The organism is Streptomyces sp. MUM 2J (genome assembly GCF_022414535.1).
In the GTDB taxonomy this organism is placed as follows: domain Bacteria; phylum Actinomycetota; class Actinomycetes; order Streptomycetales; family Streptomycetaceae; genus Streptomyces.
Map to the genome: position 1 here is coordinate 122,383 of NZ_JADWYM010000003.1, position 19,642 is coordinate 142,024.

Consider the following 19,642-nt stretch of genomic DNA (forward strand, 5'->3'; position numbering starts at 1 on the left):
GGACTAGATGTGCGGGACGTCGTCGGGGATGTCGTAGAAGGTGGGGTGACGGTAGACCTTGTCTGCGCTCGGGGCGAAGAAGGGGTCCTTCTCGTCCCGGGTGGAGGCCGCGATGTGCTCGGAACGCACCACCCAGATCGACACGCCCTCGTTGCGGCGGGTGTACAGGTCGCGTGCGTGGGTGAGCGCCATCCGGTCGTCGGCGGCGTGCAGCGAGCCCACGTGGACGTGGTTCAGCCCGCGCTTGCTCCGCACGAACACCTCGTACAGGGGCCATCCCCGCTTGTCGGCCGTCATGCCACCGCTCCCTTTCGTGCCTGTGCCGCCTGCTTCGCCGCGTGGGCCGTCGCGGCCTCGCGCACCCACGCGCCTTCCTCGTGGGCCTCCCGGCGGCGCTGCATGCGCCGGTCGTTGCACGGCCCGTCGCCGCTGATGACGCGCTTGAGCTCCGCCCAGTCGGGGGTGCCGAAGTCGTAGTGTCCGCGCTCCTCGTTCCAGCGCAGCTCCGGGTCGGGCAGCGTCACGCCGAGGTGCTCGGCCTGTGGGACCGTCATGTCGACGAAGCGCTGGCGCAGCTCGTCGTTGCTGTGCCGTTTGATCTTCCAGGCCATGGACTGCGCGGAGTTGGGCGAGTCGTTGTCGGGCGGACCGAACATCATCAGCGAGGGCCACCACCAGCGGTCCACGGCGTCCTGCACCATGGCCCGCTGGGCCCCGGTGCCCCGCATCATGGTCATCAGCAGTTCGTAGCCCTGCCGCTGGTGGAAGGACTCCTCCTTGCAGATCCGCACCATCGCACGGGCGTAGGGGCCGTAGGAGGATCGGCACAGCGGCACCTGGTTGCAGATCGCCGCGCCGTCCACGAACCAGCCGATCACCCCGACGTCCGCGAAGCTCGCCGTGGGGTAGTTGAAGATCGACGAGTACTTCTGGCGCCCCTCGATGAGCCGCTCGGTCAGATCCGCACGGTCGGTGCCGAGGGTCTCGGCGGCCGAGTACAGGTACAGGCCGTGCCCGGCCTCGTCCTGCACCTTGGCGAACAGGATCGCCTTGCGGCGCAGCGACGGTGCACGCGTGATCCACTCGCCCTCCGGCTGCATGCCGATGATCTCCGAGTGCGCGTGCTGCGCGATCTGCCGGATCAGCGTCCTGCGGTAGCCCTCGGGCATCCAGTCGCGCGGCTCGACGCGCTGGTCACGCGCGATCGTCGCCTCGAAGTGCTCCTGGAGCTCCGGTCCGGCACCGTCCGCACCCGTGGAGCTGGAGTGTGTCGTGTCCATCCGTCTCCCTTGCCCAACCGCTCTGCCAACCGACCATTCGTTCGGGAGTTCATCCTACGCTGCATCCCCCCGCCGGGGTAAGCCCCCCGTACGACCAACCCCGGAGCGGGGGTGGGGATGCCGAGGTCGCCCCCCATCCGACGCGGCCACCTGCGACGCCCCCGGGCGGCGGCGGACGGGGCTGCGGCTCCCCCGACGGCTTTCGGCCGACGGCGTTGCAGACCGGCGGGCGGTGGCCACCGGCCCTTCGTGAGCTGCGCGCACCTCGCCGCGCCGGTCGCCGGAGCGCCTGCGTCGCCGGCGTGACGCCGACCGCGGGCGCGCGGCACGCCCGGGGTGATTGCCTCACGCCGGCCACGGGCGCGCGACGTCCCCGGGCGACGGCATCGCGTGGACGCCCGGGGGGTACTGCGGGGCTGGCGCCGTCCGGCCGTCGTCCCACCTGCGGCCGGGCGGCGGCGTCAGCTCCCGGTCGGCTCCAGAACGACGAAGTCGGCGTTCGACGGGTCGAGGCAGACGGCGAGCCGGCCGACCCCCTCGGAGTCGGCCGGGCCCATCAGCACACGGCCACCGTTCTCCGTCACCCTGGCGACCGCGGCGTCGCAGCCGTCGACACCGAACACGGGATGCCAGTACGGCTTGCCGTCCGCCAGGGCCAGGTCCTCCGTACGGACCTGTACGAAGCCGCCGTGCACGCGCTCCTCGGGAAGGCCGGCCGGGGTGACGAGGGTGTACGTCCCCGAGCCGCCCGGCATCGGCATGTCGCTGAACTGCCAGTCGAAGACCGCGCCGTAGAACTCGCGGGTCGCCTGGGCGTCGCTCGTGTGCAGCTCGGTCCACGACAGCGAGCCGGACGCGTCCGCCAGTTCGAAGCCGGTCTGCTTCCCCGGCTGCCACACGGCGAACCGGCCTCCCAGCGGGTCACTGTACTGCGCCATCCGGCCCCATTCACCGAGGTCCCTCGGCGGCACCCGCACCGTGCCGCCCGCTGCCTCGACCGCCCGGGTCGTGGCGTCCACGTCGGTGACGGTGTAGTAGATCATCCAGGCCGACCGTGCTCCCTCCTCGGTGAGCGCGCCCAGTCCGGCCACGGTCCTGCCGTCCTTGCGGAACAACCCGCCTTCGGCACCTGCCTCCTCCCCCATCGGCTGGAACTCCCAGCCGAGCACCGCGCCGTAGAAGGCCGCGGCGGCCGGGACATCGGGGGAGCCGAGATCCAGCCAGCAAGGAGAGCCGGGCGCGAAGTCCGTCGTGATCATGCCGTGTTCCCTTCCGCAGTACCCCCTCGGTCATCTCCACCTCAGCGTGGCACCCGGTACCGGCGATCGCGCGCCGGACACCCCGGCCGGCGGACGTCTGCGACCGGAGGGTCGCGGCGGGGCGAACGCCTCCGGTCGCACGCACCGGCCGACACTCCCGGCGCGCCGACGAACCGGGCCATGCCTCCCCTTCTCCGGTGGCGAGTTGGACGGAGCCGGGGCTGGGACGAACGGGGGCGCATCGCCGTCGCAGCCCTCGATAGGCCGGCCGCGGGCTCTGCCCGCCGGGGAACGCCGGAGGGCGGGCCCGGAGGGGTGCCGCCGGTCGGCGGGACCGGAACCCGCTTGCGTCGAGGCGTACCCCGTCCTGCACACTCACCCCATGGAGACAGCCGAATTCCTTGAGATCCTCGACCGGGAGGGCCGGTCGCTGGCCGACGCGGCCGAGGCGGCGGGGACGGACGCCAAGGTGCCGACCTGCCCCGGCTGGCAGGTGCGGGATCTGCTGCGGCACACCGGAGCGGTTCACCACTGGGCGGCCTCGTACGTGGCCGAACAGCACCCCTCCCCCCGCCCCATAGAGGACGGCCCCGAACTCGACGGCGCCGAAATGCTCGCCTGGTACCGGGACAGCCATCGCCATCTGATGAGCACCCTGGCCGCGGCCCCCCGCGACATCACCGCCTGGACCTTCTTCCCGGCACCCCCGCACTTCCCCTCGCCGCTGGCCTTCTGGACGCGCCGCCAGGCGCACGAGACGGCCGTTCACCGCTACGACGCGGAGACCGCCCGCGACAGCGCCCCCGGCGGTGGTGAACCCGCCGCCGGGTTCACCACCGCCCTCCCCGTGGAGTTCGCCGTCGACGGCATCGACGAACTGCTGCACGGCTTCCACGCCCGCCCCATGAGCCGGGTGCGCACCACCGGGCCGCGCCTGCTGCGGGTCAGGGCGACGGACTCGGACGCGGTGTGGACGCTGCACCTGTCGACGGAGCCGCCTGTCGTGACGCCCGGTGACGCCGAACCGGCCGACACCGAACTGGCGGGCCCCGCAGGACAGTTGTACCTGGCACTGTGGAACAGGATCCCGGTGCCGCAGGTGACCGGGGACGCCGCCCTGGCGGAGCTGTGGCGGGAGGCGTCCGCCATCGGATGACCGGTGAGCCGCGGGCTGCCGGGGCGGGAAGGCCGGCTCAGCCGGCCGGCATCCGCGTCAGCACGCGCGTCGCACGGGGCGGACCTCCTCGCGCAGCGCGCGCTCCCTGGTGGGCGGCACCCTCCCCTCGCGGGTGCCGCAGTCCACCCCGTATGCGGCGCCCGGCCGGGACGACTTGCCCGGCCGGGCGCTCGCCTGCTTCACTCGGATCATGAGCGGGGGACGCAGTCAGGCCGAGCGGGACGCCATCACGGTGGAGATCGGATACGCGCTGCTCAGCGCCACGTTCGCGGCGGTACTGCTGTTCGGGGCGGTGGCCGGGCCGGCGTACGCCTTCCACCTGCCGGCGGGGACACGCGGTGTCCTGGTCGCCGTGGGAGCGGCCCTGGCCTCGGTGCTGTTCCTGGTCCGCGTGGCCAGTGTGCTGACCCGCTTCCGGCAGGGCCCCGGCCCCGACGGAGATCTGCCCGGCCGACCGGGCCGCACCAGGCCCGGCTCGTAGGCGACGACGGCCGGTTCAGCCCCGCACGCGGGCGCCGGGCTTCACCAGGCACGGCTGGCGCGCGTCTTCGCGGTGAGCGGACAGGCCACCGCACGCCGGGCGGTCTGCGAGGTGGAGGCACTGCCCGGTCAGGCGTGCCCGGGCTCCAGGCCCACCCCCTGCGCCAGCCGGGTCACCGCGTGGCGGAAGAAGGGCGCGCGGTCCTCCACGACGCGGTGGAACTGCCCGAACACCTCGAAGCCGACCAGGCCGTAGAGCTGGGCCCAGGCCGCGACCAGCGCGGCGACGACGGGCGGGGGGAGGTCGGGGGCGAGGTCGGCGGCCATGCGGGACGCCTCCGGGCGCAGGGTGGCCGGCAGGGGCGTCACGGCCAGCCGGCCGGACCGGTGGGCGTCGCGCACGACGGCGATGAGCAGCAGCCCGACGCGGGAAGCGGCCGGGATGGTCGCCTCGGGGGCTCTGTATCCGGGCACGGGCGAGCCGTAGATCAGGGCGTACTCGTGGGGGTGGGCCAGGGCCCAGCGCCGTACCGATTCGCAGACCGCCGTCCAGCGCTCCAGGGGGCCGGCGTCGGCGACCGTGTCGTGCGACGATTCCGCCGCCTCGCCGAGAGAGTCGTAGGCGTCGATGATCAGCGCGGTGAGCAGGTCGTCACGGCTGGGGAAGTAGCGGTAGAGCGCGGAGGAGACCATGCCCAGCTCACGGGCGACGGCACGCAGCGAGAGCCTGGCGGCCCCGTCGGCGGCGAGTTGTCTGCGGGCGGCGTCCTTGATGGCCGCGGTCACTTCGATCCTGGCGCGGGCCCGGGCGCCGCCGGGTGCGGAGTTGCTGCTCATGGAGGCAGTCTCGCACGAATCGAGAGCAGTGCACACAAGTGAGAGCAGTGCTCTTGCCCGGAGGTGCCGACCTGATGCACACTGGACCTATTGAGAGCAGTGCTCACCAAGGAGAGCGGCGCTCTCCACAAGTGCAGCCACGAGTGCAGGGGATCCCCATGTCCACACACGTCCGCAAGCCCGGCTGGTTCACCGTCAACGTCTTCAACCGGTTCGTCGCCTGGCTCACCCGCCGCGGTGTCAGCGTCTGGGGCTCCCGCGTCCTCGCCGTGCGCGGCCGCAAGAGCGGCCAGTGGCGGACCACCCCCGTCAACCTGCTGGTGGTCGACGGCCGGCAGTACCTCGTCGCCCCGCGCGGCCACGTCCAGTGGACCCACAACATGCGCGCGGCCGGCGGCGGTGAACTGCACCTCGGCAGGAACGTCGAGGAGTTCACCGCCACCGAGGTCGCCGACGACGACAAGGCCCCGATCCTGCGCGCCTACCTCAAGCGGTGGAAGGCGGAGGTCGGCGTCTTCTTCAACGGCGTGGGCCCGGACTCCTCCGACGCCGAGCTGCGCCGTATCGCGCCCGACCACCCGGTCTTCCGCATCACCGTCAGCGGCTGACCCCGAAGGTCAGGAACCGGCCTCACCCGTCGCCGGCCGCCGGTCCAGCGCGGACAGGGCGCGCTGGGCGATCGGCCGGTTGCGGATGAGTTCGCCGAGCGAGGTCGAGCCGCGGGTGATGTCCGTGAACGCCTTCCACGCCGGCCGGAACCCGGTGAGTGCCGCGTGGAAGACGCCGGGCCGCCGCTCGAACGCCGCCAGCAGCCGCTTCCCGACGGCCATCTCCACCCCGAGGCCCGCCTTGACGGCGAAGGCGTAGTTCAGGGCCTGACGGCGGGCGTCCACCGCGTCGTGCGCCTCGGCGATCCGCACCGCCCACTCCCCCGCGAGCCTCCCGGAGCGCAGGGCGAAGGAGATGCCCTCGCGGGTCCACGGCTCCAGCAGCCCCGCCGCGTCCCCGCACACCAGTACCCGCCCGCGCGACAGCGGCGAGTCGTCCGCACGGCAGCGGGTCAGATGACCGGAGGAGATGCTGGGCTCGAAGCCGGCGAGGCCGAGCCGGCCGATGAAGTCCTCCAGGTACCGCTTGGTGGCGGCGCCCTCGCCGCGCGCCGAGATCACCCCGACGGTGAGCGTGTCGCCCTTGGGGAACACCCAGCCGTAGCTGCCCGGCATCGGGCCCCAGTCGATCAGCACCCGCCCCTGCCAGTCCTCGGCGACGGTCTCCGGGACGGGGATCTCCGCCTCCAGACCCAGGTCGACCTGGTCGACCTTGACGCCGACGTGCGCTCCTATCCGGCTGGCACTGCCGTCGGCGCCGACCACCGCGCGGGCCAGCACCGTCTCGCCGCCCTGGAGCACCACGGCGACCGTGCGCCGGTCCGGCACGGCCGAGCCGTGCTGCTCGACGCGCTGCACACCGGCCCCCGTACGCAGCTCGGCACCGGCCTTCTGCGCGTGCTCGACCAACTGCTGGTCGAACTCCGGCCGGTTGATCAGCCCGAACAGCATCTGCCTGGAGCGGCGCGTGCGGGAGAAACGGCCGTTGTGGGAGAAGGTCACCGCGTGCACGCGGTCGCGCAGCGGCAGCTCGTAGCCGGGCGGCAGGGCATCGCGTGACGGGCCGATGATGCCGCCGCCGCACGTCTTGTAGCGCGGCAGGTCCGCCTTCTCCAGCAGCAGCACGCGCCGCCCCGCGACCGCAGCCGCGTAGGCGGCCGACGCTCCCGCAGGGCCGGCACCCACCACGACCACGTCCCACACCTGCCGCACGTCGTCCGCCGAAGAGTTCTCGCTGCTCACGATGGTCTGCTGCTCCCGATCAAGTCGGCTCACGCTGCTGTCCCCGGCATCCTAGGCGGAGATCGCCACGGGCTGCCGAGCCGGCGCCGGCCGGGGGGTGCGGTTCGCCCCGCGGGACCGGCGTACGCTCACACGGTCAACCACCCGCAGATGAAAGTACGAGACGTACGCACACGTACACGCACGGACGCGTACATGTACCCCGTCGCACCCACAAGGAGCGTGCCCATGTCGTCGAATCCGGTCGCCGAGACCGTCGCCTCGCTGATGCCCCGGGCGAAGGCGGAGCTTGCCGAGCTGGTGGCGTTCAGGTCGGTGGCGGACTTCGACCAGTTCCCGAAGGGAGAGAGCGAGGGCGCCGCGCGCTGGGTGGCGGACGCGCTCACCGCCGAGGGCTTCCGGGACGTCGCGCTGCTCGACACCCCGGACGGCACCCAGTCGGTGTACGGCTACCTGCCGGGTCCTCAGGGCGCGAAGACGGTCCTGCTGTACGCCCACTACGACGTGCAGCCGCCGCTGGACGAGGCCGGCTGGGCGACGCCGCCCTTCGAGCTGACCGAGCGCGACGGCCGCTGGTACGGCCGCGGCGCCGCCGACTGCAAGGGCGGTGTGATCATGCACCTGCTGGCGCTGCGCGCGCTGAAGGCCGACGGCGGGGTCCCGGTGCACGTGAAGGTGATCGTCGAGGGCTCGGAGGAACAGGGCACCGGCGGCCTGGAGCGCTACGCCGAGGCACATCCGGAACTGCTGGAGGCGGACACCGTCGTCATCGGCGACACGGGCAACTTCCGTGTGGGCCTGCCGACGGTGACCTCGACCCTGCGCGGCATGACCCTGCTCCGGGTCCAGGTCGACACCGTGGAGGGCAACCTCCACTCCGGCCAGTTCGGCGGCGCCGCCCCGGACGCGCTCGCGGCGCTGATCCGCGTCCTGGACTCGCTGCGCGCCGAGGACGGTTCGACGACGGTCGACGGCCTGTCCTCGGACGCGTCGTGGGACGGGCTCCAGTACGACGAGGAGGAGTTCCGTGCGGACGCCAAGGTGATCGACGGTGTCGGCCTGATCGGTTCGGGCACGGTCGCCGACCGCGTCTGGGCCCGCCCCGCCGTCACCGTCCTCGGCATCGACTGCCCCCCGGTCGTGGGCGCGACCGCGTCGGTGCAGGCCAACGCCCGCGCCCTGGTCAGCCTGCGGGTGCCGCCGGGTGTGGACACCGTCGAGGCGACCAAGCTGCTGCAGGCCCACATCGAGGCCCACACCCCCTGGGGCGCCCGGGTCGCGATCGAGCAGATCGGCCAGGGCCAGCCGTTCCGCGCGGACACCGCCAGCCCCGCCTACCGTGCCATGGCACAGGCGATGGCGGAGGCGTACCCGGGGCAGGAGATGCAGTACGCCGGTCAGGGCGGCTCCATCCCGCTGTGCAACACCCTCTCGGCCCTGTACCCGGACGCGGAGATCCTTCTCATCGGCCTGAGCGAGCCGGAGGCCAGGATCCATGCCGTGAACGAGAGCGTTTCCCCGGAGGAACTGGAGCGGATGTCGGTCACGGAGGCGCTGTTCCTGAGCCGGTACGCGGCGAACTGACCCGCTCCGCCCGCCGCCGAGGGCCCCTCGCCGCGGGCGGGGGGTCTCCTCGTCCCCGCCCGCGGCGCCCGGCCCCGGCCGGCACGGACCACCGGCCCGCGCCCCCTTGGGGACACCGCCGGCCCGGCTGTCGCGACCGCCGTCCCCGGGGCACGTGAGAGCCCGGGCCGTCGAGGTGGAGCTGCGCCGTCACCTCGGCGGAGGGCCGCCACGGGTCTCCCACGGCCCACGCGCCCGAAGCAGGCGTCGCGGGAGCCGGGAGCGGGGCATCGGGCGGGTCGGGGGACGGAAGGGCAAGGGCCCGGTCGCGGGGAGCCGTTCAGGCCGTCGCGGTGACCTCGGCGGTGAGCGCGGCCAGCAGCCAGTCGTGCGTGGAGCCGGGGGTGGGTTCGGGGCGGGCTCCCGGTGCGGTGGTCAGGACGGAGACCAGGTCCCAGTAGGCGTCCAGACGTGTCTCGGCGGCGAGTTCCCGGGCCAGGGCACGGCGGAAGCCGGGGGTGTCCCGGCGGTCGTAGGCCTGCGCGTAGGCCGCGACGAAGCCGTCCAGGGCGTCGCCGGGACCCGGTGGACGGTCGCGGCGCACGTGTACCGCCGCCGACTCGTAGGCCTCGGCGAGGCCCGCGTACAGGACGGCCGTTCCTCGGGCGCCCGCGACCCGGTGGGCCTCGGGCCGGGGCTGCCGGGCGCCGCCCGGGCACGGCCGGCTGGTGAGGGCGTGCAACCGGGCGAAGGCGAGCACCTGGGCGGGGTCCGGGTCGTCGGGCGGCACGGGGACCGCCACCTCCAGGAACGCGGCAACCGCCGGGGCCGGCATCCGGGCCGGCAGCCAGGCACGCCAGAACCGGGCCGGCGCATCGGTACTCGGCGGGGTCGTCATCCCACCGAGCAGGAGCAGCCGCTCGGCCCGCTCCCCGGGCGGGCACTCCTGCACGAGCCGCAGGGCCGCCTCCCGCCAGCGCAGCTCACGCAATCGGGAGCCGACCTCGCGCAGCCGTCCGGCGACGGCGTCCTCCAGCGCGCGGCCGGGCTCTTGTTCGTCCAGGACGCGGTGCACCTCGGGCAGCGGCAGGTCGAGGGCGCGCAGGGAGCGGATCAGGCGCAGCCGGTCCAGGGACGCGGGAGCGTAGCGGCGGTGTCCACCGGTGCTGCGGGACGCCTCCGGCAGCAGCCCGCGGTCGGAGTAGAAGCGGACGGTCTTGACGGTGACGCCGGCGTGCTCGGCGAGTTCACCGATGCTCCACAGGCCGTCGTGCGACATGGTCGGTTGAACCTCCCTCAGGGGGAGTTCCTACGGTACCGGCGAGCGCGGGCCGGGTGAACGGGGGACGGCCCGCGCTCGACGGCGCACCCCCGTGCTCAAGGAGCGGCCATGACCGCATTCGTTCTCGTCCCGGGCATGTTCACCGGAGGACACGTGTGGCAGGAGACCGCCGCGCACCTCACCGCCGCCGGCGCCGAGGTGCACCCGGTCACGCCGACCGGACTCGACGGGGCCGGCGGCACGCCGGGGGCCGACCTGGAGACGCACATCGCCGACGTCGTCGCGGCGATCGACGCGGCCGGTGCGGCACAGGGCCGCCGGGTCGTCCTGGTCGGCCACGACTACGGCATCCACCCGGCCGTCGGCGCCGCGGACCGGCGGGCGGGACACGTCGCACGGATCGTGTACCTGGACGCGGCGATGCCGCGGGACGGCGTGTCGGCCCTGGCGTCGGTGACCGACGAGGCGCTGCGCGCGCAGGTGACCGGGCGTGCGCGGGCGGAGGGCGGCGACGGGGCGCTGGCACCGCCGGCCGGACGTGCCCAGTGGCAGCGCTGGGGCAGCACCGCGGGCGTCGACGACACGGAACTGGACCGTCTCACCGCTCTGGCGGCTCCGCATCCGCTGGGCACCCTGCTCCAGCCGCTGCGGCTGACCGGCGCGGTGGCCGCGGTGCCCACCACGGGGGTGCTGTGCACCGGCAACGGCGTGAGCATCGAGTTGGTGCAGCGGCTGGTGGACTTCGGCGACCCCGCACTCCAGATCCTGGCCGCGCCCGAGGTGACGTTCTTCGAACTCGCCACCGGGCACTGGCCGATGCTGTCCCGGCCCGCTGAGCTGGCGGAGGTCCTGCTGCGGGCCGCGGCAGGGCAGGGGCATCGACTGATCCCGGCGGGACGGGGGGAGCCGCCCGCCCATCTGCGGCCGTTCCCGCTGGAGGTCCCCGAGGTGCCCGTGGACCGGCGGGGCCACGTGGACCTGCATCTGCCCACGGACGCCGAGGGGCCGCTGCCCGCGGTGCTGTTCGTGCACGGCGGGCCGGTGCCCGCCGGGGCCCGGCCCACCCCGCGGGAGTGGCCGGGGCAGGTCGGGTACGCACGGTCGGCGGCGGCTCGCGGGGTGGTGGGCGTGACGTTCGATCACCGCCTGCACGACACGGCCGACTACGCGCGGGCCGCCGACGACGTCGCCGCCGCGGTCGAGGTGGTGCGGAGCGATCCCCGGGTGGACGCCGACCGGGTCGCGCTGTGGTTCTTCTCGGGCGGCGGTCTGCTGTCGGCGGACTGGCTCGGCGCTCCGCCGGCCTGGCTGCGCTGTGTGGCTGCCAGCTACCCGGTCCTGGCACCGATGCCGAACTGGGGCATGGCCGACAGCCGTTTCCGCCCGGCGGTCGCGGTGGGCGGGGCGGGGGCTCTGCCCGTCGTCCTCGTCCGGGCCGGCCGGGAGTCGCCGGAGATCGCCGCGACCGTCGAGGACTTCCTGGCCGCGGCGGAGGGCCGCGGGACGGATGTCGAGGTGGTCGACGTGCCGGGCGGCCGGCACGGCTTCGAGAGCGCCGACGCCCCCGACGAGTGGCGGGAGCCCTTCCACCACGCGCTGGACCGGGTGGTGACCCACCTGACGGCCTGAGGCCCCGCACGCCCGTCCCCGGGCCGGGGACGGGCACCGCCGCCGGGCACGGCGCCCCCGTCCGGGCATCGCCCTCGGACCGGCGCCTCAGCCTCCGGGAACTCAGACCGGCACGCCCGCCTCCAGGTACAGCGCCGCACCCCGCTCCCGGGCACGCAGGGCCCAGCGCAGGCGCTCGTAGCGGACCGGCGGGAGCAGGTCGGCCGCCTCCTGTTCGGTGACGAAGCGGCAGGCACGCAGTTCGGGGCCGGGCAGCAGCAGTCGTTCGGTCTCGGCGGCGTCCAGGCACCCGCCGTCGAAGAGCAGCCGCAGGCCACCGTAGGCGGGGGGCACGGGGCGCTCCCAGTCGACGACGAGGAGGCGGGGCACGTCCGCAAGGCGCAGCCCCGTCTCCTCGGTGACCTCGCGCATCCCGGCCTGGGCCGGGGCCTCACCGGGCTCGACGACACCGCCGGGGAACTCCCAGCCGGCCTTGTAGGTCGGGTCGACGAGCAGCACACGGTCCCGTTCGTCGAAGAGGAGCACTCCGGAGGCGAGGGTCTCGGAGGTGGGCTCCGGGGTCTGCACGATGTCGCAGACGGGTGCGGCATCGCTGCTGACGGCCTCGGCGATGCGGGTGGCTGTCTCGTACGGGGTGAGGGCGCCGTTGTCTATCAGGTGGGCGTCGGCGGCGAGCCAGGCGGCCAGGGCGGCGCGGTACGGCTCGATGCGGTCGCGGTCCCACGGCCGCGCGGGGGTCTCCCCGCCCCTGCCGGGCGGGTCCGGGGGCACCTCCCGGTCCGCCGCCCGGGCGCGCAGGATCGTTTCGGCCGGAGTGAGAACCAGGTGCCGGACGGGAATGCGGCGGGCGGCGAGGCCGCCGAAGATCTCGTCGCGGTGCTCCTGCCGCAGCAGGGTCATGGGGATCACGAGGGTGCCGCCGACCTCGGCGAGCAGCGCCGCGGCGGTGTCGATCACGAGCCGGCGCCAGATCGGCAGGTCCTGGAGGTCGGCGGCCTCGGCGAGGTGTTTGGGCGGCAGCAGGTCGGTGAGCGCTCCGCCGATGACCTCCGGGTCGAAGAGCGTGCTGTTCGGGATCAGCTCGATCAGTTCCCGTGCGGTGGTGGTCTTCCCCGCACCGAACGCGCCGTTGATCCAAACGACGATCACGGGTCCCCCTCTTCTGTTGGCCCCCTGAGGCTTGCCCGCTCCACCCTGCCACGGAAACCAGGTCCCGTTGAGGGCACGGGAAGCGGAAGGCGCCGGTACCCGGGCGGGGTCCGGCGCCTGCGAGGCGGTGGGCGTCAGTCGCCCTCCACCAGCGAACCCTCGTCCACGGCGAGGCTGCCGCTGCTGACCGTGTGATCGACGGCGCTGAGGGTGTCCCCCACGTTCAGGTCACCGAGGTCGTGGTCGGCCAGTCCGTGGGACGGCGTGACGGCCGCGACGACGAACCCGGTGGCAAGGGAGGCGATGGCGAGCATGCTGCGCTTCTTCATGCCACGATCAACGCGGCGGGCGGCCCGGGGTCACGGGGCGCGGGAGGACGCGAAGCGGAGGATTCCGGCAGCGGGCGCGCGGGCCGCCGAATTCCGTTGGGCTACCGGCCGGCACAGGTCGGAGTGGGTCGGAGCGGGCCGTCGCCGAGGACGGGGCGACGGGCCAGGCCGACGGCGCGGCACCGGCGCGTCCTGCGCGCGGCGCGACCGCCGGAAGCGGGCACGGAGTGCGCGGGCGGGTGCGGGGAGCGCGTGGCGGACCGCCGCTGTCGCGGTCGTCCGCCACGCGCTCCCAGGAGGTCAGACGCCGGCCGCGGCCGCTCCCCCGGCCAGCACCGCGGCGGCGGCCCCCACGAGACCGGCGTCCGTGCCCATGAGGGCGGGCACGACGGTCAGGCGCCGTACGAAGGAGAGGGTGGCGTAGTCGTCGAGGATCTTGCGCAGCGGTGTGAACAGGACCTCCCCGGCCTTGCCCACGCCCCCGCCGATCACCGCGATGTCGATCTCCATGAGGCTCGCGGCGGAGGCGATCCCGGCGGCCAGGGCCTGCGCGGCCCGTTCGAAGGAGGCCACGGCCACCGGGTCCCCCGTGCGGGCGGCGGCGGCCACGGCGACGGCGGAGTCGTCGCCGTCGGGGCCCGGACGCCAGCCGTTCTCCAGCGCGCGGCGGGCGATGTTGGGGCCGCTGGCCAGCCGTTCCACGCAGCCGCGCGAACCGCAGGGGCAGGGGTCGCCGTCCAGGTCGACGCTGATGTGCCCGATGTGGCCCGCGTTGCCGGTGGGGCCGGGGCGAAGTCGGCCGTCCAGGACCAGGCCGCCGCCGACGCCGGTGGAGACCACCATGCACAGCGCGTTGTCGTGGCCGCGGGCGGCGCCCTGCCAGTGCTCGGCCGCGGTGATGGCCACGCCGTCACCGATCAGCGTCACCGGAAGGTCCCCTGCGGCGGCCCGCACCCGCCGCACCAGGGGGAAACCGCGCCAGCCGGGCACGTTCACCGGGCTCACCGTGCCGGCCGAGGCGTCCACCGGGCCCGCGCTGCCGATGCCGACCGCCCGGGCGCGCCCCCACAGCTGCGAGGCCGTCAGGTCGGCGATCACCTCCTCGACGGCCCGCATCACGGTGTCGCCGTCCTCCTGAGCGGGCGTCGGGCGCTGGGTACGCACCAGGATCGTGCCGCGGCCGTCGACCAGCGCTCCGGCGATCTTGGTGCCGCCGATGTCGAGCGCGGCCACGAGGTCGGTGTGCATGAGTGTCGGATCTCCCCATCGAGGCAGGTGATGCAGGGCACATCATCGAACGGGCTCCGGCCGGCCGGCGGTGGGGGCGCGGGCCGGGGAGCGCGGTGCACAGTCTCCCCCGCTCGTGACAACGTTGTCCAGGCCCTATGCTCGACGCCACATCCTCATACCCACCGTGGACCGCCGCACCCCCACGGACGACGACAGGACAGGACACCGCCACCGTGCCCGAGACCGCCCGCCGGACAGACCGCCTCTCCGCGACCCGTTATGGCAACCGTCCCACCATGAAGGACGTCGCGGCCCGCGCCGGTGTGGGGCTGAAGACCGTCTCACGGGTCGTCAACGGCGAGCCGGGCGTCACGCCGGAGACGGAACGAAGGGTGCAGGAAGCCATCGACGCGCTGGGCTTCCGCCGCAACGACAGCGCCCGGGTGCTGCGCAAGGGCCGCACCGCCAGCATCGGACTCGTGCTGGAGGACCTCGCCGACCCGTTCTACGGCCCCCTCAGCCGCGCCGTGGAGGAAGTGGCCCGGGCCCACGGCGCTCTCCTGATCAACGGTTCCAGCGCGGAGGACGCCGAGCGTGAGCAGGAGCTGGCGCTGGCACTGTGCGCCCGGCGGGTGGACGGGCTCGTGGTGATCCCGGCCGGGGACGACCACCGGTACCTGGAGCCGGAGGTCAGGGCGGGGGTGGCGACGGTGTTCGTGGACCGCCCGGCCGGACGGATCGACGCCGACTGCGTCCTGTCGGACAACTACGGCGGGGCCCGGTCCGGCGTGGCCCACCTCATCGCGCACGGGCACCGGCGGATCGGCTTCATCGGCGACATGCCCCGCATCCACACCGCCGCCGAGCGGCTGCGCGGCTACCGGGCCGCCATGGAGGACGCCGGGATATCCGTGGCGGACGCCTGGATGTCCCTCGGGGTCACCGTGCCCGGGCGAGTGCGCCGGGCCGCCGAGGAGATGCTGTCCGGCCCGGAACCGGTCACTGCCATATTCACGGGCAACAACAGGGTGACGGTCACCGTCATCCGTGTGCTGGCCGAGCACTCCCGGCAGGTCGCCCTCGTCGGATTCGACGACATCGAACTCGCCGACCTGCTCCGGCCGGGCCTCACCGTCGTCGCCCAGGACTCCGCCGCCCTCGGCCGCACCGCCGCCGAACGCCTGTTCCGGCAGCTGGACGGCACCCTGGTCGGCCCCGAGCGCATCGAGCTGCCGACCCGGCTGATCGCCCGGGGCTCCGGCGAACTCCCCCCGGCGGACTGAGATGAACGCGCAGGACCGCACGCTGGCGGCGCTCGGCCTGGCCGGGGTGCCGCGCGACGATCCGCTGTCCTACCCCGGCGTCTGGCCGCGCGAGTCCGGGCTCCTCACCGGGGACCGGCTGCTGCCGCTGGAGGGCGCGGTGCACGACGGCCGGGTGCCCGTGCTCGCCGTCGGTTCCAACGCCTGCCCCGGCCAGCTCCGGCACAAGATGGCCGCGCGCGGAATCTCCTCGCCCGTGCCGATGGTGCGGTCCCGCGTCCACGGGCTCGACGTCGGTGTGTCCGCGCATGTCAGCCGCATGGGGTATGTCCCCGCCTCACCGGTCTGCGCCCCCGCTGCCGTCCGCAGCCTGTTCGTCATCTGGCTGGACGCCGATCAGCTCGCGGTCGTCGATGCCAGCGAGGGTGCGCCCCTGCCGCACGGCAACTACCGGCGCGCCTGGCTGCCCGCGCCAGACGTGCGTGTCGAGCCGGAGGACGGCGCGGCGCTGCCCGGCGTGTACGCGTACGTCAACCGGCACGGCGTGCTGCACGACGGCTCCGGCGCGCCCCGCAGCCATCCGGGACAGCGGGAGCTGATCACCGACCTGCTGCTGAACTCCGCCCGCCTGAGGGAGCTGTTCGGTGTCACTCCGGAGGAGTTCTGCGCGCGGGCGCGCGCGGACGCGGCGCTGTGCGCCCGGGGCACCCGCCTGCTGGCCGAGGAGAAGCGGGTGACGGCGTCCGGCCTGGAGCGGTACGTCGGGGGGCCGGCAGCCGGTGCCGGCACCGGCCGGCCGTCGTAGCCGCCGTACCCGTGCGCCACGGTCCGGCCGTGGCGCGGGGCCTACTGGCCGGCGGCGGTCAGGTCGCCGCGCCGGGGTGCCGCGAAGCCCTCCAGGTCGGCCCGGCCCAGGCCGGTCGCCCCGGCGACCTCGGCGTCGTCCAGCGCGCCGCAGTCCAGGCCGCGCAGCAGGTAGCCGCTGAGGGCCTTGGCGGTGGCGGGTTCGTCCATGACGTCGCCGCCGGCGTGGTTGGCGTACCGGGCGAGCCGCTCGGCCGCCTGGCGGAAGCCCTCGCGGTAGAAGGCGAAGACGGCTGCGTAGCGGGTGGGGAGGTGGCCGGGGTGCATGTCCCAGCCCTGGTAGTAGGCGCGCGCCAGGGCGCGGCGGGTGAGACCGTAGTGCAGGCGCCAGGCGTCGTGGACCTTCCCGGTGGGGCCGACGGGCAGGACGTTGGTCGAGCCGTCCGAGACCCGAACGCCGGTGCCGGCCGCGGCAACCTGCATGACCGCCTTGGCGTGGTCGGCCGCCGGGTGGTCGCTGGCCTGGTACGCGGCGGAGACGCCGAGGCAGGCGCTGTAGTCGAAGGTGCCGTAGTGCAGGCCGGTGGCACGGCCCTCGGCGGCCTGGATCATGCGGGCGACGGTGGCGGTGCCGTCGGCGGCGAGGATGGCCTGGCTGGTCTCGATCTGGATCTCGAAGCCGATCCGGCCGGCGTCGAGGCCGTGGGCCTTCTCGAAGGCCTCCAGCAGGCGGACCATCGCGGTGACCTGCTCGGGGTAGGTCACCTTGGGCAGGGTGAGGACGAGTCCGCCGGGCAGACCGCCGCGGTCGAGCAGGCCGGTGAGGAAGATGTCGAGGGTGCGGATGCCGCGGTCGCGGACGGCGGCTTCCATGCACTTGACGCGGACCCCCATGTACGGCGCCGCAGTGCCGTTCGCGTACGCCTCGGCGACGAGCCGGGCGGCGCGGGCGGCGGTCTCGTCCTCCTCGGCGTCGGGGCGGGGACCGTATCCGTCCTCGAAGTCGATGCGCAGGTCCTCGATCGGCTCGCGCTCCAGTTTGGCGCGGACCCGTGCGTGGACCGGCTCGGCGAGGTCGCCGGGCAGGCCGAGGACCGCGGCGAGGGAGGCGGCGTCCGGAGCGTGCTCGTCGAGGGCGGCCAGGGCCCGGTCGCCCCAGGAGCGAACGGTGCCGGCGGTGAAGGTGTCACCGGGGACGTAGACGGTGTGGACGGGCTGGCGAGTGCCGGGGTCCCCGGGGTAGCGGCGCTCCAGTTCGGCGTCGACCGGGGCGAGAGAGGCGCTGATCTCCTCGCTGACGGTGCCCGCGAGGCTCCTCGACACCTTCTCCTGCTGGCCCTGAACCATCCCACACCCTCCTGTTTTCCGCACTACGGAATCAACAATCCGTAGAATGAAGTTATCTGCCGATCTTCCGGCAGGTCAACACCCCGTCCACGGGGCGGCCCGGCGCCCTGGCCCCCGGAGGAACACGAGTCCAGGATGCGCCGAGGCCCCCGTGACCGCGCGGGTCACGGGGGCCTCCTCCGGGCGGGCGGCGATCAGCCCTTGCGGGTCTTGACCTCGTCGGTGAGCTGCGGGACGACGTCGAACAGGTCGCCGACGACGCCGTAGTCGACCAGCTCGAAGATCGGGGCCTCGGGGTCCTTGTTGATGGCCACGATGGTCTTCGAGGTCTGCATGCCGGCGCGGTGCTGGATCGCGCCGGAGATCCCGGAGGCGATGTACAGCTGCGGGGACACGCTCTTGCCGGTCTGGCCGACCTGGTTGGTGTGCGGGTACCAGCCCGCGTCCACCGCGGCGCGCGAGGCACCGACGGCCGCGCCGAGGGAGTCGGCGAGGGCCTCGATGATCGCGAAGTTCTCGGCACCGTTGACGCCACGGCCACCGGAGACCACGATCGCGGCCTCGGTCAGTTCCGGACGGCCGGTCGACTCACGCGGCGTACGGCCGGTGATCTTCGTGCCGGTCGCCTTCTCGGAGAAGGACACCTCCAGCGCCTCGACCGCGCCGGCGGCCGGGGCGGCCTCGACGGCCGCGCTGTTCGGCTTGACCGTGATCACCGGGGTGCCCCTGGAGACGCGGGACTTGGTGGTGAAGGACGCGGCGAACACCGACTGGGTGGCCACCGGGCCCTCGCCACCGGCCTCCAGGTCGACGGCGTCGGTGATGATGCCGGAACCGATGCGCAGCGCCAGACGGGCGGCGATCTCCTTGCCCTCGGCGGAGGACGGGACCAACACGGCGGCCGGGGACACGGCGGCGACGGCGGCCTGGAGTGCGTCCACCTTCGGGACGACCAGGTACTCGGCGTACTCGGAGGCCTCGTGGGTGAGGACCTTCACCGCGCCGTGCTCGGCGAGGGTCCCGGCGGTGCCGGCGGCGCCGTTGCCCAGCGCGACGGCGACCGGCTCGCCGATGCGGCGGGCCAGGGTCAGCAGTTCCAGGGTGGGCTTGCGGACAGCGCCGTCCACGTGGTCGACGTAGACGAGAACTTCGGCCATGGGAATGGTTCTCCTAGCGGAAAGTGCGAAGTCTGGGGGGGCGGTGCGGGAGTCGATCCCTTAGATGAACTTCTGGCTCGCGAGGAACTCAGCGAGCTGCTTGCCGCCCTCGCCCTCGTCCTTGACGATCGTGCCCGCGGTGCGCGCGGGACGCTCGGCCGCGGTGTCGACGGCGGTCCAGGCGCCGTCGAGGCCCACCTCCTCGGCCTCGATGTCGAGGTCGGACAGGTCCCAGGACTCCACCGGCTTCTTCTTGGCCGCCATGATGCCCTTGAACGACGGGTAGCGGGCCTCGCCCGACTGGTCGGTGACCGACACGACGGCCGGCAGGGAGGCCTCCAGCTGCTCGGAGGCGGTGTCGCCGTCACGGCTGCCCGTGACGACGCCGCCCTCGACGGACACCTCGGACAGCAGCGTGACCTGCGGGACGCCCAGGCGCTCGGCGACCAGCGCCGGCACGACGCCCATGGTGCCGTCGGTGGAAGCCATGCCGGAGACGACCAGGTCGAAGCCGGCCTTCTCGACGGCCTTGGCCAGCACCAGGGAGGTGCCGATGGCGTCCGTGCCGTGCAGGTCGTCGTCCTCGACGTGGATCGCCTTGTCGGCACCCATGGACAGCGCCTTGCGCAGCGCGTCCTTGGCGTCCTCCGGGCCCACGGTCAGGACGGTGACCTCGACGTCGTCGTCGGAGTTCTCTGCGATCTGCAGCGCCTGCTCCACGGCGTACTCGTCCAGCTCGGAGAGCAGACCGTCCACGTCGTCCCGGTCGACGGTCAGGTCATCGGCGAAGTGCCGGTCGCCAGTGGCGTCGGGCACGTACTTCACAGTGACAACGATCCTCAAGCTCACGCCGGCTCTCCTACTGCATCGTCATTTCTGGCTGCCTGCCTGCAGGCAGCATAGGCGCCTGTAAGCGGCCGATCCCGGTCCGGGGCGACCCGCGCTCCGGCCGAAATATTACTCGTCAGTACACCCAGTTCGTGCCCGCTAAGCAAGCGCTTTGAACT

General features: G+C 73.8%; 19 protein-coding genes. 7 read left to right on the forward strand and 12 right to left on the reverse strand.

Annotated elements, in window-relative coordinates; translation table 11 throughout:
• Positions 1–3 precede the first annotated feature (3 nt).
• The 3 genes from paaB to I3F54_RS04050 form a co-directional block, all read right to left on the reverse strand.
• The gene (gene paaB, locus I3F54_RS04040) at positions 4–297 is read right to left on the reverse strand and encodes a 1,2-phenylacetyl-CoA epoxidase subunit PaaB (protein ID WP_205381823.1); all 294 of its coding nucleotides are present in this window, start codon (positions 295–297) and stop codon (positions 4–6) included.
• Complete coding sequence (gene paaA / locus I3F54_RS04045; RefSeq protein WP_240117169.1) at positions 294–1,280, reverse strand: 1,2-phenylacetyl-CoA epoxidase subunit PaaA; 987 nt, start codon at positions 1,278–1,280, stop codon at positions 294–296. Before paaA ends, paaB begins: the two co-directional genes overlap by 4 nt.
• 461 nt (positions 1,281–1,741) lie before the next feature.
• On the reverse strand, positions 1,742–2,539 hold the full coding sequence (locus I3F54_RS04050) for a VOC family protein (protein WP_240117170.1): 798 nt from the start codon (positions 2,537–2,539) through the stop codon (positions 1,742–1,744).
• A gap of 382 nt (positions 2,540–2,921) precedes the next feature.
• Here I3F54_RS04050 and I3F54_RS04055 point away from each other — a divergent pair, with 382 nt between their 5' ends.
• Positions 2,922–3,695 carry a maleylpyruvate isomerase family mycothiol-dependent enzyme gene (locus I3F54_RS04055; RefSeq protein ID WP_240117171.1) on the forward strand — a complete coding sequence of 258 codons (774 nt, stop codon included), beginning with the start codon at positions 2,922–2,924 and terminating at the stop codon, positions 3,693–3,695.
• A gap of 211 nt (positions 3,696–3,906) precedes the next feature.
• Positions 3,907–4,197, forward strand: a complete 291-nt coding sequence (locus I3F54_RS04060) for a DUF6332 family protein (RefSeq protein ID WP_240117172.1) — start codon at positions 3,907–3,909, stop codon at positions 4,195–4,197.
• A gap of 128 nt (positions 4,198–4,325) precedes the next feature.
• Here the strand turns inward: I3F54_RS04060 and I3F54_RS04065 are convergent, their stop codons facing one another.
• Complete coding sequence (locus I3F54_RS04065) at positions 4,326–5,033, reverse strand: TetR/AcrR family transcriptional regulator (protein WP_240117173.1); 708 nt, start codon at positions 5,031–5,033, stop codon at positions 4,326–4,328.
• A gap of 158 nt (positions 5,034–5,191) precedes the next feature.
• Between I3F54_RS04065 and I3F54_RS04070 the strand changes: the two genes are divergently transcribed.
• A complete protein-coding gene (locus tag I3F54_RS04070) occupies positions 5,192–5,641 on the forward strand; it encodes a nitroreductase family deazaflavin-dependent oxidoreductase (protein ID WP_240117174.1) in 450 nt (149 codons plus the stop codon).
• A gap of 9 nt (positions 5,642–5,650) precedes the next feature.
• On the opposite strand, the gene I3F54_RS04075 is transcribed toward I3F54_RS04070, so the two are convergent.
• Entirely contained in the window at positions 5,651–6,883 is a 1,233-nt protein-coding gene (locus I3F54_RS04075; RefSeq protein ID WP_240117357.1) for a geranylgeranyl reductase family protein, read from the reverse strand.
• 228 nt (positions 6,884–7,111) lie between these two features.
• On the opposite strand from I3F54_RS04075, the gene I3F54_RS04080 reads away from it, so the two are divergent.
• On the forward strand, positions 7,112–8,467 hold the full coding sequence (locus tag I3F54_RS04080) for a dipeptidase (RefSeq protein ID WP_240117175.1): 1,356 nt from the start codon (positions 7,112–7,114) through the stop codon (positions 8,465–8,467).
• 319 nt (positions 8,468–8,786) lie between these two features.
• On the opposite strand, the gene I3F54_RS04085 is transcribed toward I3F54_RS04080, so the two are convergent.
• Positions 8,787–9,725 (reverse strand): MerR family transcriptional regulator, encoded by a 939-nt coding sequence (locus tag I3F54_RS04085; protein ID WP_240117176.1) that lies wholly within the window; start codon positions 9,723–9,725, stop codon positions 8,787–8,789.
• Between the two features lie 111 nt (positions 9,726–9,836).
• Here I3F54_RS04085 and I3F54_RS04090 point away from each other — a divergent pair, with 111 nt between their 5' ends.
• Positions 9,837–11,357 (forward strand): S9 family peptidase, encoded by a 1,521-nt coding sequence (locus I3F54_RS04090; RefSeq protein WP_240117177.1) that lies wholly within the window; start codon positions 9,837–9,839, stop codon positions 11,355–11,357.
• A gap of 102 nt (positions 11,358–11,459) precedes the next feature.
• Here the strand turns inward: I3F54_RS04090 and I3F54_RS04095 are convergent, their stop codons facing one another.
• The 3 genes from I3F54_RS04095 to I3F54_RS04105 form a co-directional block, all read right to left on the reverse strand.
• Positions 11,460–12,506, reverse strand: coding sequence for an NUDIX hydrolase (locus tag I3F54_RS04095; protein ID WP_240117178.1), 1,047 nt, complete (start codon positions 12,504–12,506; stop codon positions 11,460–11,462).
• A 134-nt stretch (positions 12,507–12,640) separates the two neighbouring features.
• Positions 12,641–12,835: a hypothetical protein gene (locus I3F54_RS04100; protein ID WP_240117179.1), complete on the reverse strand. Its 195-nt coding sequence runs from the start codon at positions 12,833–12,835 to the stop codon at positions 12,641–12,643.
• A 300-nt stretch (positions 12,836–13,135) separates the two neighbouring features.
• A complete protein-coding gene (locus I3F54_RS04105) occupies positions 13,136–14,083 on the reverse strand; it encodes an ROK family protein (RefSeq protein ID WP_240117180.1) in 948 nt (315 codons plus the stop codon).
• Positions 14,084–14,361: 278 nt separating this feature from the next.
• Here I3F54_RS04105 and I3F54_RS04110 point away from each other — a divergent pair, with 278 nt between their 5' ends.
• Positions 14,362–15,348: a LacI family DNA-binding transcriptional regulator gene (locus I3F54_RS04110; RefSeq protein WP_240117181.1), complete on the forward strand. Its 987-nt coding sequence runs from the start codon at positions 14,362–14,364 to the stop codon at positions 15,346–15,348.
• Between the two features lies 1 nt (position 15,349).
• Positions 15,350–16,132, forward strand: a complete 783-nt coding sequence (locus I3F54_RS04115) for a hypothetical protein (protein ID WP_240117182.1) — start codon at positions 15,350–15,352, stop codon at positions 16,130–16,132.
• 41 nt (positions 16,133–16,173) lie between these two features.
• Here I3F54_RS04115 and I3F54_RS04120 read toward each other — a convergent pair whose 3' ends face one another.
• The 3 genes from I3F54_RS04120 to I3F54_RS04130 form a co-directional block, all read right to left on the reverse strand.
• Positions 16,174–17,478: an aldolase/citrate lyase family protein gene (locus I3F54_RS04120; protein ID WP_240117183.1), complete on the reverse strand. Its 1,305-nt coding sequence runs from the start codon at positions 17,476–17,478 to the stop codon at positions 16,174–16,176.
• A 194-nt stretch (positions 17,479–17,672) separates the two neighbouring features.
• Positions 17,673–18,635 carry an electron transfer flavoprotein subunit alpha/FixB family protein gene (locus tag I3F54_RS04125; protein WP_240117184.1) on the reverse strand — a complete coding sequence of 321 codons (963 nt, stop codon included), beginning with the start codon at positions 18,633–18,635 and terminating at the stop codon, positions 17,673–17,675.
• A 60-nt stretch (positions 18,636–18,695) separates the two neighbouring features.
• Positions 18,696–19,484 carry an electron transfer flavoprotein subunit beta/FixA family protein gene (locus I3F54_RS04130; protein ID WP_240117185.1) on the reverse strand — a complete coding sequence of 263 codons (789 nt, stop codon included), beginning with the start codon at positions 19,482–19,484 and terminating at the stop codon, positions 18,696–18,698.
• Between the last annotated feature and the right edge of the window lie 158 nt (positions 19,485–19,642).

Coding starts and splice junctions, on each gene's coding strand:
- paaB (WP_205381823.1), bottom strand. CDS start 297: ATGACGGCCGACAAGCGGGGATGGCCCCTGTACGAGGTGTTCGTGCGG.
- paaA (WP_240117169.1), bottom strand. CDS start 1,280: ATGGACACGACACACTCCAGCTCCACGGGTGCGGACGGTGCCGGACCG.
- I3F54_RS04050 (WP_240117170.1), bottom strand. CDS start 2,539: ATGATCACGACGGACTTCGCGCCCGGCTCTCCTTGCTGGCTGGATCTC.
- I3F54_RS04055 (WP_240117171.1), top strand. CDS start 2,922: ATGGAGACAGCCGAATTCCTTGAGATCCTCGACCGGGAGGGCCGGTCG.
- I3F54_RS04060 (WP_240117172.1), top strand. CDS start 3,907: ATGAGCGGGGGACGCAGTCAGGCCGAGCGGGACGCCATCACGGTGGAG.
- I3F54_RS04065 (WP_240117173.1), bottom strand. CDS start 5,033: ATGAGCAGCAACTCCGCACCCGGCGGCGCCCGGGCCCGCGCCAGGATC.
- I3F54_RS04070 (WP_240117174.1), top strand. CDS start 5,192: ATGTCCACACACGTCCGCAAGCCCGGCTGGTTCACCGTCAACGTCTTC.
- I3F54_RS04080 (WP_240117175.1), top strand. CDS start 7,112: ATGTCGTCGAATCCGGTCGCCGAGACCGTCGCCTCGCTGATGCCCCGG.
- I3F54_RS04085 (WP_240117176.1), bottom strand. CDS start 9,725: ATGTCGCACGACGGCCTGTGGAGCATCGGTGAACTCGCCGAGCACGCC.
- I3F54_RS04090 (WP_240117177.1), top strand. CDS start 9,837: ATGACCGCATTCGTTCTCGTCCCGGGCATGTTCACCGGAGGACACGTG.
- I3F54_RS04100 (WP_240117179.1), bottom strand. CDS start 12,835: ATGAAGAAGCGCAGCATGCTCGCCATCGCCTCCCTTGCCACCGGGTTC.
- I3F54_RS04105 (WP_240117180.1), bottom strand. CDS start 14,083: ATGCACACCGACCTCGTGGCCGCGCTCGACATCGGCGGCACCAAGATC.
- I3F54_RS04110 (WP_240117181.1), top strand. CDS start 14,362: ATGAAGGACGTCGCGGCCCGCGCCGGTGTGGGGCTGAAGACCGTCTCA.
- I3F54_RS04115 (WP_240117182.1), top strand. CDS start 15,350: ATGAACGCGCAGGACCGCACGCTGGCGGCGCTCGGCCTGGCCGGGGTG.
- I3F54_RS04120 (WP_240117183.1), bottom strand. CDS start 17,478: ATGGTTCAGGGCCAGCAGGAGAAGGTGTCGAGGAGCCTCGCGGGCACC.
- I3F54_RS04125 (WP_240117184.1), bottom strand. CDS start 18,635: ATGGCCGAAGTTCTCGTCTACGTCGACCACGTGGACGGCGCTGTCCGC.